This window comes from Saccharophagus sp. K07, from assembly GCF_014336955.1.
Lineage (GTDB): Bacteria > Pseudomonadota > Gammaproteobacteria > Pseudomonadales > Cellvibrionaceae > UBA5868.
On record NZ_QRAI01000001.1, the window covers coordinates 1,180,162 to 1,195,513 of the forward strand.

General features: G+C 53.0%; 9 protein-coding genes. 7 read left to right on the top strand and 2 right to left on the bottom strand.

Annotated elements, in window-relative coordinates; translation table 11 throughout:
* Positions 1 to 112 precede the first annotated feature (112 nt).
* The 4 genes from DWB84_RS05045 to DWB84_RS05060 all read left to right on the top strand — a co-directional run bounded on the left by DWB84_RS05045 (position 113) and on the right by DWB84_RS05060 (position 5,812).
* Positions 113 to 865, top strand: a complete 753-nt coding sequence (locus tag DWB84_RS05045; RefSeq protein ID WP_187408626.1) for an electron transfer flavoprotein subunit beta/FixA family protein — start codon at positions 113 to 115, stop codon at positions 863 to 865.
* Positions 862 to 1,788: an electron transfer flavoprotein subunit alpha/FixB family protein gene (locus DWB84_RS05050; RefSeq protein WP_187408627.1), complete on the top strand. Its 927-nt coding sequence runs from the start codon at positions 862 to 864 to the stop codon at positions 1,786 to 1,788. Before DWB84_RS05045 ends, DWB84_RS05050 begins: the two co-directional genes overlap by 4 nt.
* A gap of 146 nt (positions 1,789 to 1,934) precedes the next feature.
* Positions 1,935 to 4,070: a hypothetical protein gene (locus tag DWB84_RS05055; RefSeq protein ID WP_187408628.1), complete on the top strand. Its 2,136-nt coding sequence runs from the start codon at positions 1,935 to 1,937 to the stop codon at positions 4,068 to 4,070.
* Between the two features lie 113 nt (positions 4,071 to 4,183).
* Positions 4,184 to 5,812, top strand: coding sequence for a response regulator (locus DWB84_RS05060; RefSeq protein ID WP_187408629.1), 1,629 nt, complete (start codon positions 4,184 to 4,186; stop codon positions 5,810 to 5,812).
* A 52-nt stretch (positions 5,813 to 5,864) separates the two neighbouring features.
* Here the strand turns inward: DWB84_RS05060 and xthA are convergent, their stop codons facing one another.
* Both xthA and DWB84_RS05070 read right to left on the bottom strand, forming a co-directional pair.
* The gene (gene xthA, locus DWB84_RS05065; RefSeq protein WP_187408630.1) at positions 5,865 to 6,680 is read right to left on the bottom strand and encodes an exodeoxyribonuclease III; all 816 of its coding nucleotides are present in this window, start codon (positions 6,678 to 6,680) and stop codon (positions 5,865 to 5,867) included.
* A 152-nt stretch (positions 6,681 to 6,832) separates the two neighbouring features.
* Positions 6,833 to 8,962, bottom strand: coding sequence for a carboxy terminal-processing peptidase (locus DWB84_RS05070; RefSeq protein WP_187408631.1), 2,130 nt, complete (start codon positions 8,960 to 8,962; stop codon positions 6,833 to 6,835).
* A gap of 351 nt (positions 8,963 to 9,313) precedes the next feature.
* On the opposite strand from DWB84_RS05070, the gene DWB84_RS05075 reads away from it, so the two are divergent.
* From DWB84_RS05075 to DWB84_RS05085, 3 genes are all read left to right on the top strand, one after another.
* Complete coding sequence (locus DWB84_RS05075) at positions 9,314 to 10,606, top strand: HD domain-containing phosphohydrolase (RefSeq protein WP_187408632.1); 1,293 nt, start codon at positions 9,314 to 9,316, stop codon at positions 10,604 to 10,606.
* Positions 10,599 to 12,089: a PAS domain-containing sensor histidine kinase gene (locus DWB84_RS05080; RefSeq protein WP_187408633.1), complete on the top strand. Its 1,491-nt coding sequence runs from the start codon at positions 10,599 to 10,601 to the stop codon at positions 12,087 to 12,089. The genes DWB84_RS05075 and DWB84_RS05080 overlap by 8 nt, the downstream gene beginning before the upstream one ends.
* A gap of 198 nt (positions 12,090 to 12,287) precedes the next feature.
* Positions 12,288 to 15,341, top strand: a complete 3,054-nt coding sequence (locus tag DWB84_RS05085; RefSeq protein ID WP_187408634.1) for a S8 family serine peptidase — start codon at positions 12,288 to 12,290, stop codon at positions 15,339 to 15,341.
* The last annotated feature ends 11 nt before the right edge of the window (positions 15,342 to 15,352 follow it).

The window sequence follows — 15,352 nt, forward strand, 5'->3', positions numbered from 1 at the left end:
GAACCTAGCGTTCTTTCCATCGTCAACAGCGGTTCCAACTCATAAAGGGTTTATCGTTATACTGTGTAAGTGCAAACGCTTGTCATTCTGCTTCTAACGGAGTTTTCAACCCATGAAAATACTTGTACCCATTAAGCGCGTCGTCGACTACAACGTCAAAGTGCGCCCTCTGAGCGATGGTTCCGATGTCGATATCGCCAATGCCAAGATGGCCATAAACCCATTTTGCGAAATCGCCGTTGAAGAAGCGGTGCGCTTGAAAGAAAAAGGAGTGGCTGCAGAAGTTGTGGTGGTAAGCGTTGGCGATGCAAAAAGTCAGGAGCAGCTGCGTGCTGCGCTGGCTCTCGGAGCGGACCGAGCCATTCTGGTTGAAACATCCGAACGTCTGCAGCCGTTGGCCATCGCTAAAGTATTAAAGGCCGTGGCAGAAAAAGAATCTCCACAATTGATCATTCTCGGAAAACAATCCATCGACGGTGATAACAATCAGACCGGCCAAATGTTGGCAGCGTTGCTGAATTGGGGGCAGGGCACTTTTGCTTCCAAAGTCGAAATCAGCGGTGAGTCGGTTGATGTGACCCGCGAAGTCGACGGCGGATTGCAAACTGTCAAACTCAAATTGCCTGCGATAGTCACCACCGATTTGCGCCTCAACGAGCCGCGTTATGCCTCTCTTCCCAATATCATGAAAGCCAAGAAAAAACCTCTGGATACTATCGCCATTGGCGATCTCGGCCTCGACCTGTCCAGCCGCAGCAAAATCGTCAAAGTGGCTCCGCCATCGGCGCGCAAACCTGGCGTTAAAGTGGCCAATGTCGATGAATTGATTTTTAAATTAAAGAATGAAGCGAAGGTGATTCCATGAGCGTCCTGGTCATTGCAGAACACGATAACCAAGAGTTGAAGGCGGCTACGCGCAATACCATCGCAGCAGCACTGAAATTCAACGAAGACGTTCATGTACTGGTCGTTGGATCCGGCGCTCAGAGCGTGGCCAATGCAGCAGCAGCTTGTAGCGGTGTTGCCAAAGTGCTCTTGTCCGACGCGGTCCATTACCAATATCAATTAGCGGAAGATGTCGCGCCCCTGGTTGCGAGCATTGGCAAACAGTACAGCGCAATCCTCGCGCCTGCGACCAGCAATGGCAAAAACCTGCTGCCTCGCGTAGCGGCTCTGCTGGACGTTCAACCGCTTTCCGATGTTATGGCCATTGAAGGTCCTAATTTGTTCCAGCGACCGATTTATGCCGGTAACGTTATAGCAACCGAACAAAACGATGAACCTGTTAAGGTTTTGACGGTGCGCACTACTGTATTTGATCCCGTGGCCGATCAAAGTCCGGCTCCAGTAGAAGCCTTGGCTGCGCAACCCTCAAGTGGCCTTTCCAGTTTTGTCGGCGAACAGTTAGCGCAGTCAGATCGTCCCGAGCTTACCTCTGCGCGGGTAGTGGTTTCCGGTGGCCGTGGTTTGCAGAACGGCGACAACTTCCAGTTGCTCTATGCTTTGGCCGATAAGCTTGGTGCAGCAGTCGGTGCGTCTCGCGCAGCGGTGGACGCCGGCTTCGTTCCCAACGATATGCAGGTGGGCCAAACCGGAAAAATCGTCGCGCCAGATCTTTACATAGCTGTCGGTATTTCGGGCGCGATTCAGCATTTGGCCGGCATGAAGGAATCCAAGGTGATCGTTGCCATCAACAAAGACGAAGAAGCCCCCATTTTCCAGGTTGCTGACTATGGCTTGGTTGCGGATCTGTTCACCGTCCTGCCTGAATTGACGCAGAAAATCTGACCTCCCCACAGGCCCGCTTTGGCGGGCCTGCTTTTCTCAAGGTGTCTCCACACCTGTCTTACAGTAGAATGTGCGACCGTTCTGATCGTCCAGGCTCTTCATCCAATATATGCCCGGACATATTTCACTCTGGATAAGGCGCGCGAATGCTGACGTTTTTTGAGCCTCAGACCAAAATCCAAAAAGACCGGCAGATTATTCGCGACACGGATATGCGAATGGCGAAGTACAGCCGTCGCGGTATCGTCTCGAATTTCACTATCTACGCACTCTGTTTACTCATCGAACAGAACTTCATTCGACAATATCCGAATCTGGCGATCATTTTTACGATTGGTCTGCTACTGACCACCGCGTTACGCGGTTATTTGTTGTTCCGCATGGATGCCATTTATCCGCGCGCGCCTACGGCTTGGCGCAATAAATATTTTGCTGCGACTCTTATAGGTGCAGCTTGGTGGGGATTGATTCTTTCGTGCCTTACCTTGTTGATGCATATGCAAGGGGAAGCGGCGTTAATGTGGCTATACACTGTTGTCTTCTTCGCCACTACCGCCCACGCTTTTGCACCTTATCAACGCTTTTTATCCATTTATCAGCTGGTTGTTATAGTGCCCGCCGCCTGCTGCACGTTTTTTAGTGGTGGCGGTTTCTTCGGCGTCTTTTACGGCTGCATTCTGCTGTTCTATTACGGGATTCTGAAGCACCACTGTGAATTGATATCGCGCAATTACTGGGATCGACTGGAAGCACATTTTATTTTGGCGAAGAAAGCCGAATCTCTCGAAGAAGAGAAGCGCGATACCATCGCCTCGACGCAATTAACCAACGATTATTTGCAGGTGCTCAGCCACAAAATGGCTGATTTGTTGAGTGCGACTCCATCCGTGGATGAAAACACGCCGCCGACGCCGGTTGCGCTGGCCAATCAGCGTTTGGCATTCGAAACGATTTATCGCAATGTCGACGCATTTAGTCGGGTCATCGCCAAAGACGTAAACATCGAATCGCGCGCGTTCAATATCCGTCATTACGTGCAGAGTCTGGTGCGCGGCATGGTTGCAGAGGCGGAGGCCAAGGGCATTGAGCTGGAGAGTGCGCTGTCACCGGCGTTGCCAGCACGTCTGCTGGGCGATCCGAAACGGATAGGGCAGATACTTTCCGCCATGGTGAAAAACACCATTGAACAAAGTCAGGGCGGGCTGATTTTTGTTGAAGTGGAGTTTGTCCGCGAGTTCGAAACCAGCGGACTGTTGCACATCACCATCGCGCGCCAACTGGAAAATAAACGCGGGGTTTTCGTCAACGAGAGCGAGCGGGGTGTTGCGGCGAGCCTCGACCTTATGGTGGCCAAAGGCTTGGCGGAAGCCATGAAAGGCAGTCTGGAAATCAACGAATCCGGCGATAAAAACGGCAAACATTTGCGTCTGCGCCTGCCGTCGACCATTGCGGAAAAAGACTCCCGCCAGGACTACCATCGCGCCTGCTACAAAGGGCGGCATCTTATGCTGGTCCACCCCAATCCGCGCTGGCTGGACCACAAAAGAATGGAGCTGGACGCCATGGGGTTCACGGTACACACCGCCACACGTTTTGGCAGAGCCTTCCAATCCTTGGTGGAAGCGGTGGAGGCGGGTAAGGCTATGGATTGTGTGGTTTATTACGCAGCTTCAGGTGACGAGCAACCAGTGCAGTTTTGCAACGATCTTTTGGGGCGCGCGGACCTTAAGTACATCCATCAATTCATCATCTGCTCTGATGTCGGCCAGCGATTTTTCGCCGAGCGCATGCTCCAGCCGAGCCCGTCGATTCATTTCGTGGCCAAGCCTTCGAGCATTTTCGAATTCGAAGTCAGGACCTATGGCCTGTTCCGGGATCCAGCGGACGATGCGGAAGATAAAGCCGACTCACCCCCGCGAGCCGGCCGTGTTATTTGGATGAGCAATGGCAAAGCGACGGATGGACCCCATTGGGCCGATCCCAAATTGGATATCCAGGTGATCAACGATATGCGCCAGATTCCCAAAGTACTGGAGGGGCGCGGCTATCGTCTGGTCGTTGTGGAATGTGCGGGCAGTGAAGATGTCGACGCTATCGCCAACATCCGGGAGCAGGAACAAAAGCATAAGCCGAAGTCACTGGTGACGATTGTCGGGGTGGGGGCGTCGAATCTGGAGCTGTCAGTGCTGAACGCCGGAGCGGATCACTTCCTCGACATCGAAACCCTGCTCACCTGGGATGCCCATGAGTTGCACTATTGGGCTAATGGTCGAAGTCATTGATCTCACTTCGCTTGGCATAGCTTGATTCGTTATCTCGACTACACTTCTAGCAAAATCTTTCTTTCAAACTGTGTATCGCTGGGTATGGAAGCTGCGCTGTCTTCGAGGTAGTAATGCCCCTGCAAGATCCTGGAAAAATTCACGCCCTGATAGTCGACGACTTCTCCAGCTTTCGCTCGACCATGTCGAGCATGCTGAACAAGTTAGGGGTGAAGAATATCGAGGAGGCAAGCAAGGCGCATGAAGTCTTGAAGTGGTGCAAAGACCGCAAGTTCGATCTGATTCTTTGCGACTACAACCTTGGCCCGGGTAAAAACGGCCAGCATGTGTTGGAGGAGCTGCGGTTTCGCAAGCTTATCTCCCACAATACTTTGTTCATCATGGTGACAGCGGAAGCCAGCAAGGACATGGTGCTCTCTGCTTACGACTGTGAGCCCGACGATTATTTGATGAAACCTCTGAACCTTCACGTTCTCGAGCAAAGGATTTCGCGCCTGCTGCAAATGCGCGACGCCCTGGCCAATGTTTATCAGCTTCTCGACCAGGAAGAGTTTGAAAAAGCCGTAGATGAACTGAATGTCCTGGTGAACCAACACAGTCGCCAGACCGTCATCGCGCAAAAGCTGCTGGGTGAGACCTTGATCCGCTTAAAACGCTACTCTGAAGCTGAGACCCTCTACCGTGAGGTGCTGGAAAACCGGCGTTTGGATTGGGCAGTTCTTGGATTGGCAAAAGTGCACTACGCGCAGGGCGACAAGGACAGTGCCAAGACTGAACTGCGCGATCTGATCGATGAGAGCAATCTGTTTTTGCCGGCGCATGACGCCCTTTCAGAAATTCTTACCGACGAACAAGATTTAGAAGCCTTGCAAGCCACTATGGAGCGGGTGGTGGAAGTGTGCCCGCGCTCGATATTGCGCCAGCGCAAGCTCGCGGAAGTGGCGGAGAGTAACGGTGATGTGGTCAAAACCTTACAGGCGGCAAACCATGCCATAAAACTGGGAGAGCATTCCTGTCACCAGGATAACAACGACTCCTTACGATTTCTCAATGCCGCAGCCAAAGGTCTTGAACACAATATTGTGGTTGAAAACATGGATTTGGTTGAAGAGAGCAAACGCTGTCTCAGCAACCTTATGGCGTCCAACCGGCTGCCACCGGATCAGGAAATTCAAGCGCGCCTATTAATGGCGCGCGTTCACGCTCTAGCCGGACGACCGGACGAGGCGAAAAACGTGGTGAAGGACTGCGTGAGCTTGGCAGGCAGCTCGGTGGGCAAAAATATCGATTTGGATATAGCTTATGTGGGATATCTGAATAGTATCGGTCAGACGGGAGAAGCGGATTCGCACCTCAAAGCTATGGCCGAATGCTACGAAAGCGATCCTGCCAGTCTGGAAAAGATCGACAAACTGACTCCCGAACCGCGCACAGAAAACAACCGTCGCCGGGTTGCTCAGCTGAATAAAACCGGCATCGAGTTATACAAAGATGGCCACTACGACGATGCGTTGGATTTTTTTGGCCGCGCCTGCATGCTCTTTCCTCGCCATGTGGGGTTGCAGCTCAACCGCTTGCAAACCTTGATATCCAAAGTGAAATCCGAGCCTACCGACCCGGGGTTGCGCGAATATCTGCAGGATCAATTGGCTAAGGTAGAGGAGATGCTCGCAAGCGAACAAAATCCCGCGCATATGGACCGCTTCCGCCAGTTACGGGACAAGGCGCGTCAAATCGGCTGAAAGCAGGCCCGGTTGGGCCTGATTTTTTGCTTCACTATTTTATTCCTTGGCATTAAATCTGAAACTGCGCCCAGATCGGGCAGTGGTCGGAAGGTTTATCCATAGAGCGGATGGTGTAGTCGATGCCGGCATCGATACAGCGATTTGCCAAGGACTGGCTGGCAAGGATCAGGTCTATCCGCAAACCGCGCTTGGGATCGGACTCAAAGCCGCGGCTGCGGTAGTCGAACCAGCTGAACAGATTTGCTTCTTCCGGATGCAGTGTCCGAAAAGTATCCACCAAACCCCAATCCAGTACGCGCTGCAACCATTCCCGTTCTTCCGGTAGAAAACTGCATTTGCCGGTACGCAGCCAACGTTTGCGGTTTTCCTCCCCGATGCCTATGTCTTGGTCTGTATGGGAGACATTCATATCTCCCATCACAATCAAGTTTTCGTCTGTCCTGTGGTGTTTCTCCAGGTGTGCAATCAAGTCTGCGTAGTATTTGCGTTTATTGGGGAATTTCACTGGGTGATCCGAACTTTCTCCCTGCGGAAAATAGCCGTTCAAAATGTGAATATCCTGGCCATTCGGCAAGGTAAAAGTACCGCTGATAAAACGTTTGTGATCGTCTTCGGTAGCGCCAATAAAACCCTTGCAAACATTTTTGAAAGGATGCTTCGACAACAGGGCAACGCCGTAATGAGTTTTCTGACCGAAAAACTCCACGTGATAGCCCATGCTTTGAATTTCGGCGACGGGGAAGTCGGAATCGGTAACTTTGGTTTCCTGCAGGCCAATAAAGTCCGGTTGATGGGTCGCTACCACGGCAGACAGTTGGTGAAGGCGCAAGCGAACGCTGTTGACATTAAACGAAACGCATTTCATGACTTTGCTCAGGCGTAAGTAATGGAAAAAAGGGCTTATAACATAAGCGAAGCGATAAAAACAAAAAGCATAAGCGAAGGCAAAACAAAAAGCTCAAACGAAGTGACAAAAACAAAAGGCCCCGAAGGGCCTTTTGTTATTGCGGAGAAAAATCAGAAATTGGCGACTTGTTGTAGAGGGGTTTTCATCAAATCAACCATGTCGACCAGGATATAACCTGCCTCGTTGAGCAGTGCATCGGTTTCGACATTGATTTTACGACGGCTTTCCGAAGCTACTTTTTCTGCGGTGGCTTCTTCCTCTTTTTCGTACGCGCGGTATTCCTCCAAGTTAGCGAAGGGTTTCAGGCCTTTTGCCACGCGACGTTTGTTTTCCAGAACCATCTGTTCACGTTCAAGATTTTCCTTTTCCTTGAGGCGCTCTTCTTCGTTCAGGGAGACGGCAGTACGCTCCTTATTACGCATCATCAACGCCACTTGCTCCTGCAGCAGGATAATGTCTGGATCCTTGGCAGAGCGCTCGCGATGCTGTTTGTCCAACACGGGCAGAATTTGGCTGAAATCAAAATATTTGCCGTGTTTTGCTGACGGAATCTGATCCCATGGCAGGGCGGTTTCGTAGGCGGATTCACCCACCTCTTGGTGATCGATCAACATAGGCATGGAGATATCGGGAATAATCCCGCGGTGTTGTGTGCTGTCACCGGAAACGCGATAGAACTTGGATTCGGTCAGCTTCAATTGACCTTCCGGCAAGTCACTCAGCAGTTGCACTGTGCCTTTACCGAATGACTGACTGCCGACGATAACGCCGCGGTTGTAGTCTTGGATGGCGCCGGCAAAAATTTCAGAAGCCGATGCGCTCAAGCGGTTGATCATCACCACCAGTGGACCGCGGTAGAGCGCGCGTGAGCGGGCGCGGTTGTGTTGTGAGATGCGGCCATCGGCCTCGCGAATCTGTACCACTGGGCCTTGGTCGATAAACAGGTCGGTCAACATAGTGGCTTCCTGCAGAGAACCGCCACCGTTGTTGCGCAGGTCGAGAATAATGCCTTCGACATTTTCATCCTGTAATTCGCGCAGCAGAGCGGCGACGTCGCGAGTGGTGCTGCGGAAGTTCTGATCGCCGCGGCGATAGGCTTCGAAATCGTGGTAGAAGGCGGGAATGTCGATTACGCCAATTTTGCGTTTGCGCTTGCCGTCGCTGATTTCGATTATGGCTTTTTGTGCAGCCTGGTCTTCAAGCTTCACGGTGCCGCGGCGGATAGCGACGATTTTGGGTTCAGCGTCGCCGCTCAAGACTTCGAGGCGAACCACGGTATCTTTTTTGCCGCGGATCTTGTCGACGACCTCATCCAGGCGCCAGCCGACCACGTCGACAATTTCACCTTCCATGCCCTGGCCGACGCCGATGATTTTATCGGCCGGTTTCAGTTGTCCTTGTTTATCTGCTGGGCCGCCCGCCACCAAACGGACCACTTTGGTGTGCTCATCTTCAGACTGCAGCACAGCACCGATACCTTCGAGCTGCAGAGACATATTGATATTGAAGTTCTCGGATGTGCGCGGCGAGAAGTAGTTGGTATGCGGGTCATACAGCACGGTGAATGAATTGATCAGCGCTTCGTAGACATCCTGGGCATTCTGCTGCGTAGTGCGGTTCAACTGGTTTTTATAACGGCGCTCAAGCGTAACTTTGGCTTCGTCCACCGTTTTGCCGGCCAGCTTGAGGTTCAGAACACTGAGTTCCAGGCGCTTGCGCCACAGCTCATCAGCTTCCGCTTTATCCGCCGGCCAGGGCGCTGCTTCACGGTTCATCTCCACGCGGTCTTTGCCTTTGAAATCAAAGGTGCGTTTGGGGTCCGCCAGTTGCGCCAAAACCCACTCCAAGCGTTCGACGACACGCTGTTGGTAGACGTGATAGATGGCAAAGCCAGGCTTGAGATTGCCTTTTTTCAGGTAATCGTCGTGCTGGTTTTTTTCCTTCATAAAGTTATCGACGTCAGCCTGCAGAAAATACAGGCGAGCCGGGTCGAGCGTCTTGAGGTAGTTTTTCAGAAATTCTTCCGACAACTTGTCGTCGATGGGCAAATTTCGATAGTGCCGTTTCGCCAGCTTATCGATGATATCGATGGTGGTAGCCGACTGGGCCTGGGTGGGTTCAAGGGGTTTGAGGGGGGCCGCAGTTACGCTGATCGCCGCGGAAATCGCGACAAAGCCCCAGAAAAGGCGTGCTAAGAACAAGTTGTTGAATCCTGGGCGTGGTCTGGAAGAAAAATTCATAATCACCTAGCCAGTGACGCTGAGAGAAAAGGGGTTGCCATAATCCGAAAAAAGCCACTGGTATCGAAAAAGTTTAGGAAAGTCCACCCCGTTAGTCGAGGGTTGCGACCAGTCTAACTTCGATCAGTACCCGGCTGGCCTATGCTATACCAAGCACGCGTCCGATTGACAGGTGGCGTCGCGGTGCCGATAAAACTCATGTTTAGTCAGTCGAATAGCGCGTTGGTTCCAGAACCGGGAAGCAGAATCTTGGCTTTGCTTCGGACCAGGGGCAGAAAGCAGGCATTTGCAGGAAGGGTGTGAGCATAGGGTCTACACTTTCTCTATTGGCTTTGTGGATTACCCATCCCCATGTCTGAGCGGCTCAAGATAATTGCAATCGACGCCCTGCGCGTCGGCATGCTCGTGGTTAAGCTCGATGTTTCGTGGCTGGAGAGCCCATTTCTAAGTCACACCCGAGCGATTCGTGAACCCGCGGATATTCAGGCTTTGCGTGACGCTGGCGTTAAAACCGTCACTATTGACCTATCCAGAGGTGTAGACGTCGATTTTTCTGCGCAAGCAAACGATGCACCCCCTCCCGCTGTAAAACCTCGCGTCTCCAGGTTTGCAGGTTCAACTGCAAATAGCCCAAATAATCAGAAAGCAGAGAAGAACCAGGAGCAGGAAAGTCCCGGCCGAGTTCTTTTCGAAAAAGAATGGCAAGCGGCCGTGAATCTGCGCAAGCAGATTAAAAAGTCTGTCGAATCCATCACCCTCGCGCTGGAGCATGACTTGCCACTGCCAGTGGATGAAATGACATCCCTGGTCGAAACCACCTTGGACAGCTTGGCGCGAAATGATCAGGCGTTAATGGCTCTGGTACACCTGAGCCGCAAGGCGCAACCCATCGCAGATCATGTTTTTGGCACCTTTTGTTTGGTGCTCAACCTCTCCGTGCTTCTAGGCGTGTCAAAGGCCGAGCGGGAACAGTTGGGGTTAGCTGCGCTGTTGCACGAAGCGGGCTGGACGCAATTGCCGTTGAATCTGTTGGGTAAAAGAGCGCGCTATACGCCCGCAGAAATCAGCCTGATCCGTAAGCACACATTGATCGGCGGGCGAATGCTGGAAAATTCCGGCCTTTCAGAATTGACTCGCCGGCTGGTGGCGGAACACCACGAACATCTGGATGGCTCCGGCTATCCGCACGGTTTAAAAGCGGATCAGCTCCATCCGCTCAGTCAGCTTTTGCGCGTCGCCGACGAATATGAAGAACGGGTGCATCAGTTGACCGATGAACCAGGCATGATTCCGACCCTTGCATTGCGTTCTTTGTATCAGCAGGCAGGCAACGGAGTTTTTGATATAGAGGTCGTTGCTGCGTTGATCTCTCTACTGGGAATTTATCCGCCGACTACCGCCGTGTTGCTTAACACGGGAGAGAAGGCGCTGGTCAAGGAACATCACCGGGATAAGCCACTAAATCCCACCATTATCATCTTTTACGATGCCGACGGGCGCCCGTTGCACCGTCCCCTGGAAATCGACCTGAGGCAGCAGTCGGGGGAAGAACAACGGGTGGTTGAAAGCGCTGTTGATCTTATGTCTCCGGGACATGAAGGTTGGCGACAGCGATTAGCGGCGGAGGAATTGTTCCATGCTTGACCTTCCACGCAACTCCGGGCGCGGTACCAGCGACCGAGAGGCGGAGAATTCTCGTGCTTTTAACCTTCCTACAGAGGCCTTGAACTGGCTGGCGATCTGGCCGGATGGTTTGATCGCCGCAGATGCGGACTGTCGCGTGTTATATGTTTCCGCCAAAGCCAGCGATTGGTTGGGTTGGACCACTGACACGGCGGCAGGGAAGCACTTACACGAATTGCTGTGTTCGCGCAGTCGAGACAGTTTGCACAGTGTGGATGACTGCCCTCTGTGCACCGAAGAGATCGATGAGGGCGAAACTCACTCAGGGTTTTGGCTTTCCAAAAACGGCCTTAACGTGAGTGTCGATTATCGCGTATTGCCAGTCGAGCCGAGAGGCATCACCCGGCGCATTTTGACTTTCTATGAGAATCGACAGCGTCATCACAGTCACCGCGAGATGTTGAAGTTTGCCGAATATGTGGAGCGCAGTCCTGCGCCCATTGCAGAGTTTGATGCCGAGGGCCAGCTGCTGTTTGGCAATCCCGCCCTGCAGGACGAGCTTCTGCTGCACGGCTTTGACGAGCGCGGCATTGCGCGAATACTACCGCCAAATCTGTCCTCGCTGTGCCAGCGCGCCTGGGAGCAGCGCCGCAATATCAACGACATTGAATTAAAAGTGGACGATAACTGGTACCGCTGGCATCTCCATCCTGTGCCATCGGCGGCTGGCCCATCGGTATTGGGTTATTTGTTTGATGTGACGGAACAAAAGCAGGCAGAACTTCGTTTGGCCGCAGAGAAATTGGTCGCAAGGCGCGACTTTTTTGCCAAGATGGTGCACGAAATGCGCACGCCACTAAACGCGATTGTCGGTTTTTCCCAGGTTCTGCTGCGCCGCCTCGCACCTGTATTGGAAGAGCGTGATATGGCGAATCTGCGCGCAATTCGAGTAGCTGGTATGCAGCTCAATGACTGGGTCTCGGACACTTTGGATGTGGCCAAAATCGAAGCGGGAAAAATGGACATAGAGCGCGATCGCTTTCGCCTTGGTGAAGTATTTGAGTCTATCCAGGACCAGATGATGACGCTGACGGAGGCCAAACATCTTTTTTACCGCTGCGAATATGACGCCGAATTATGGCTCTATACCGATTTTCGCAAGGTTCGCCAGATTCTGCTCAACCTCATTGGCAATGCCATTAAATACACCCCCAAAGGGGGGGTGATTGTGCGGGCGTATATGGCTGAGCGCGACCAGCTCACCTTGGATGTGCGGGATACAGGAATCGGCATGTCGGCGGAGCAACAAGCGAAATTGTTTCGCAGTTATGAACAAATCAGTGAGGAGCGTGATAGTGGTATTCAAGGGACAGGGTTGGGATTGGTGTTGGTGGCGGAATTGGTCCAACTATTGGGAGGTTCAGTGCATGTGGAGAGCAAACCGGGCTCTGGAAGCCTATTTCGTATCATCTTACCTGTGGAGGTTGCTTCTTCCGCCACTTGAGGGGCGGAAATTTTACGGAACGGGCGATTCCAATAAACGCGCGGCTTAAACTGAGTCGTTCGTCACTGCATGAAGCTGGAGCCATGTTCACAATGCGTCGTGGTCCCTTTATCCGCCATCAGATGCATGGTTTATATGCCTAAATCCCCGTTTCTAAAAAACTATTGTTACCGCGTTCTCCATTTGCGCGCTCTTCTTGTGCTGCTTCTCGTCCAGCTTATTGCTTGCGGCGGAACTCAACTTACCGAAAATCAATCGCCCGTTGCAACTATTCTGGTAGCCCAAACCAAAATGCGCGCGCCCGTGGAGGTCAGTTTTGATGGTGGGGCTTCCACTGATAGCGACGGCCAAATCGTGAGTTACGCGTGGGATTTTGGTGACGGAAGTAAAGGGCAGGGCGTTAAGGTCCAGCATTTGTACGCGGCGGGAGGAGTCTATACCGTTACTCTGACGGTCACCGACGATCGCGGTAGCCGTGCCTCAGCGTCCACCCAGGTTGAAATCAGCACGGTGAACCAAATTCCTATCGTCTCGATTGCGACGAGCGCCCAGCGCGGTGAAGCACCGTTTACCGTGGAATTCAGCGGTGCGAATTCCTATGACCTGGATGGCAATATCGCAGCCTATGCGTGGACTTTCCCCGGCGGTGATACCGCAACTGGGTCAGTCGTCCGCCGCACCTTTTCGCAGCCTGGAGATTATCCGGTGACTTTGCGCGTTACCGATAATGAAGGCCTTTCCGCTGAAGCCTCCTTGGTTGTCACAGCTCTTGCGCCTGGCTCCCGTTTCACTATCAGCGGAGTTATTACGGCGCTGCCTTATACGGATGTTGACGGCGATGTAAACGATCCTTTTGCCGATTACTTCGATAACGATGGCCATACGCCGGCCAATGTCCAACCGATTACCAATCCTGTTTTGCTCAACGGTTTTGTCACCGCGACGGGAACCGGTGTTCTCTCCGATGCGTTTGCCTTTGAAGCCGACCGGCACGACGTCTATTCCGTCGAATTGAAGGAGGGTGACTATGTATCCATGCGGGTAGTGGATTACACCTTCGGCGACGTGGATTTGATTCTGATTGACGGCGGTGGATACGACATAGTGGCTTCCTCCCAGACCACTGGCGAGTTCGAGTCCGTCAGAGTGCCCGCAGCAGGCAAATATTTCGTTATGGTGACTGCTGTGTCGCGCCGTTCATCCTATGTCTTGAAGGTGGGTGCCACATCTTTCGTCAATGGGCCAGCTGCGGCCGGTCAGCGCGCGGACTTCGAGTTGGACCAGGTGGTATTGAAAAGACGGGATGCCTTTTTGCGCGGACTTAGCGTTGTCGAGCAGGCTCAGTTAACGGTTTCTCATACCAGTACAAAACGTGCCGCTTTGGCCCGTTTGAACGCTCTCAATCCCCAGACCCAAACAGCATTGAGGCTGGATCCTCAGCAAGCCGGATTCGAGCAACTTCTGGCGACCAAAAACCCCCAGGCTGCTGCCAAACTCCGCACTTTGAAGGCGATCAAACATCTGCGCCAACAGCCGGAAATCGAATACGCCGAGCCGAACTACCGGATCAAATCCCTGCTTACGCCTAGCGATCCGGCCTACGTGTATCAATGGCACTACGGTGCCATCAATTTGCCTCAGGCCTGGAATATCACCACCGGCAGCAGTGATGTAACGGTTGCTGTGGTGGATACCGGCGTCTACCTCGCGCATCCGGATCTGCAAGGCCAGTTAGTGCCCGGATATGACTTTGTTTCGGCTGTCGCTAACGCCAACGACGGCGACGGTATAGATCCAGACCCTAATGACCCCGGCGACAGCGTTCATGTGGGCAGTAGCTCATGGCATGGAACCCATGTCGCGGGAACCGTGGCAGCGGCGATGAACAATCGGGAAGGTGGTACGGGTGTAGCACCCGGTGCCCGTGTTATGCCGCTACGAGCGCTGGGCAAAGATGGCGGTTTGAGCTACGACGTGTTGCAAGCAGTGCGCTTTGCCGCGGGTTTGGAAAACGACAGCGGCACAGTGCCCGAGAAGCCTGCTGACATTATCAACCTCAGCTTGGGTGGGGGTGGATATTCCCAGGCTGCACAAAACCTCTACCGAGAAGTCAGGGCCAAGGGGATCATTGTGGTAGCGGCCGCTGGCAACGAAGGAACCAACGAGCCCTTATATCCCGCCTCCTATGACGGTGTGATTTCCGTTGCGGCGAGCGACCTGCGCGGCAACCGTGCGCCTTATTCCAATACTGGCCCATTTGTCGATGTGACGGCCCCGGGTGGACTTATGTCGGTGGACTATAACAACGATGGCTATGCGGACGGTGTGCTCAGTACTGCAGTGCGCGAAACTACCACCGCGAAAGAAAAGAGTTACGTGTTCTATCAGGGAACCTCTATGGCGGCGCCGCATGTGTCCGGCGTTATCGCCTTGATGAAGTCGGTTTATCCCGGGTTAACTCCAGATGAATTCGATAGCTTATTGGCCTCGGGAGCGATCACCGACGATAAAGGCGAAGCGGGTCGGGATGACCTCTATGGCTACGGTCTGATCGACGCTTATCGCGCTGTAGAAGCGGCGCGTACCTTGGCGTCAGGCGGAACCACTGCAGCCGTGACCGCGGATACCAGCTTCTTGATTTTCGAAGGTGACACAACGGCACAAACCATTACCTTGCAGCAATTAGGTAACGGCGCGATCAGTGTCACGGGCGCTCAGACCACCGAGTCCTGGCTTAATGTTACCGCTCAACAGGTAGACCGCAACGGTATAGGCCGCTACCTGGTGACTGTGCAGAGAGAGGGTTTGCAGAATGGTCTTTACCGGGGCTATGTCGAATTCACCACCGATCAGGGAAGCATCGTTAAAATCCTGGTCAATATGCGGGTGGGAGAATTGGTGCCGGTGGGTAATGCAGGTTATCTCTACACGCTGCTAATAGACGCCAATTTGGGCACGGTAGTGATGGTGGTGGGCGGGGCTCCGAGTGAGGGGCGCTATACGTACAAATTCGAAAATGTCCCGATTGGCGATTATTTCATCGCCGCTGGTTCGGACATTAACAACGACGGCTATATCTGCGAGTTTGGCGAAAGTTGTGGTTTTTACCCATCGTTTGGCGAGCCCACGACTATCCGTATTGATGCCAATAGAGACAATCTCGACTTCCCTGCGGGTATATCACCGATGTTGGATACCGAAAGCACTGACAATGAGCGGCGAGGATTTTCCCGAGTTCTCTACCAGTACTGAATCAATTTTGG

Coding starts and splice junctions, on each gene's coding strand:
- DWB84_RS05045 (WP_187408626.1), top strand. CDS start 113: ATGAAAATACTTGTACCCATTAAGCGCGTCGTCGACTACAACGTCAAA.
- DWB84_RS05050 (WP_187408627.1), top strand. CDS start 862: ATGAGCGTCCTGGTCATTGCAGAACACGATAACCAAGAGTTGAAGGCG.
- DWB84_RS05055 (WP_187408628.1), top strand. CDS start 1,935: ATGCTGACGTTTTTTGAGCCTCAGACCAAAATCCAAAAAGACCGGCAG.
- DWB84_RS05060 (WP_187408629.1), top strand. CDS start 4,184: ATGCCCCTGCAAGATCCTGGAAAAATTCACGCCCTGATAGTCGACGAC.
- xthA (WP_187408630.1), bottom strand. CDS start 6,680: ATGAAATGCGTTTCGTTTAATGTCAACAGCGTTCGCTTGCGCCTTCAC.
- DWB84_RS05070 (WP_187408631.1), bottom strand. CDS start 8,962: ATGAATTTTTCTTCCAGACCACGCCCAGGATTCAACAACTTGTTCTTA.
- DWB84_RS05075 (WP_187408632.1), top strand. CDS start 9,314: ATGTCTGAGCGGCTCAAGATAATTGCAATCGACGCCCTGCGCGTCGGC.
- DWB84_RS05080 (WP_187408633.1), top strand. CDS start 10,599: ATGCTTGACCTTCCACGCAACTCCGGGCGCGGTACCAGCGACCGAGAG.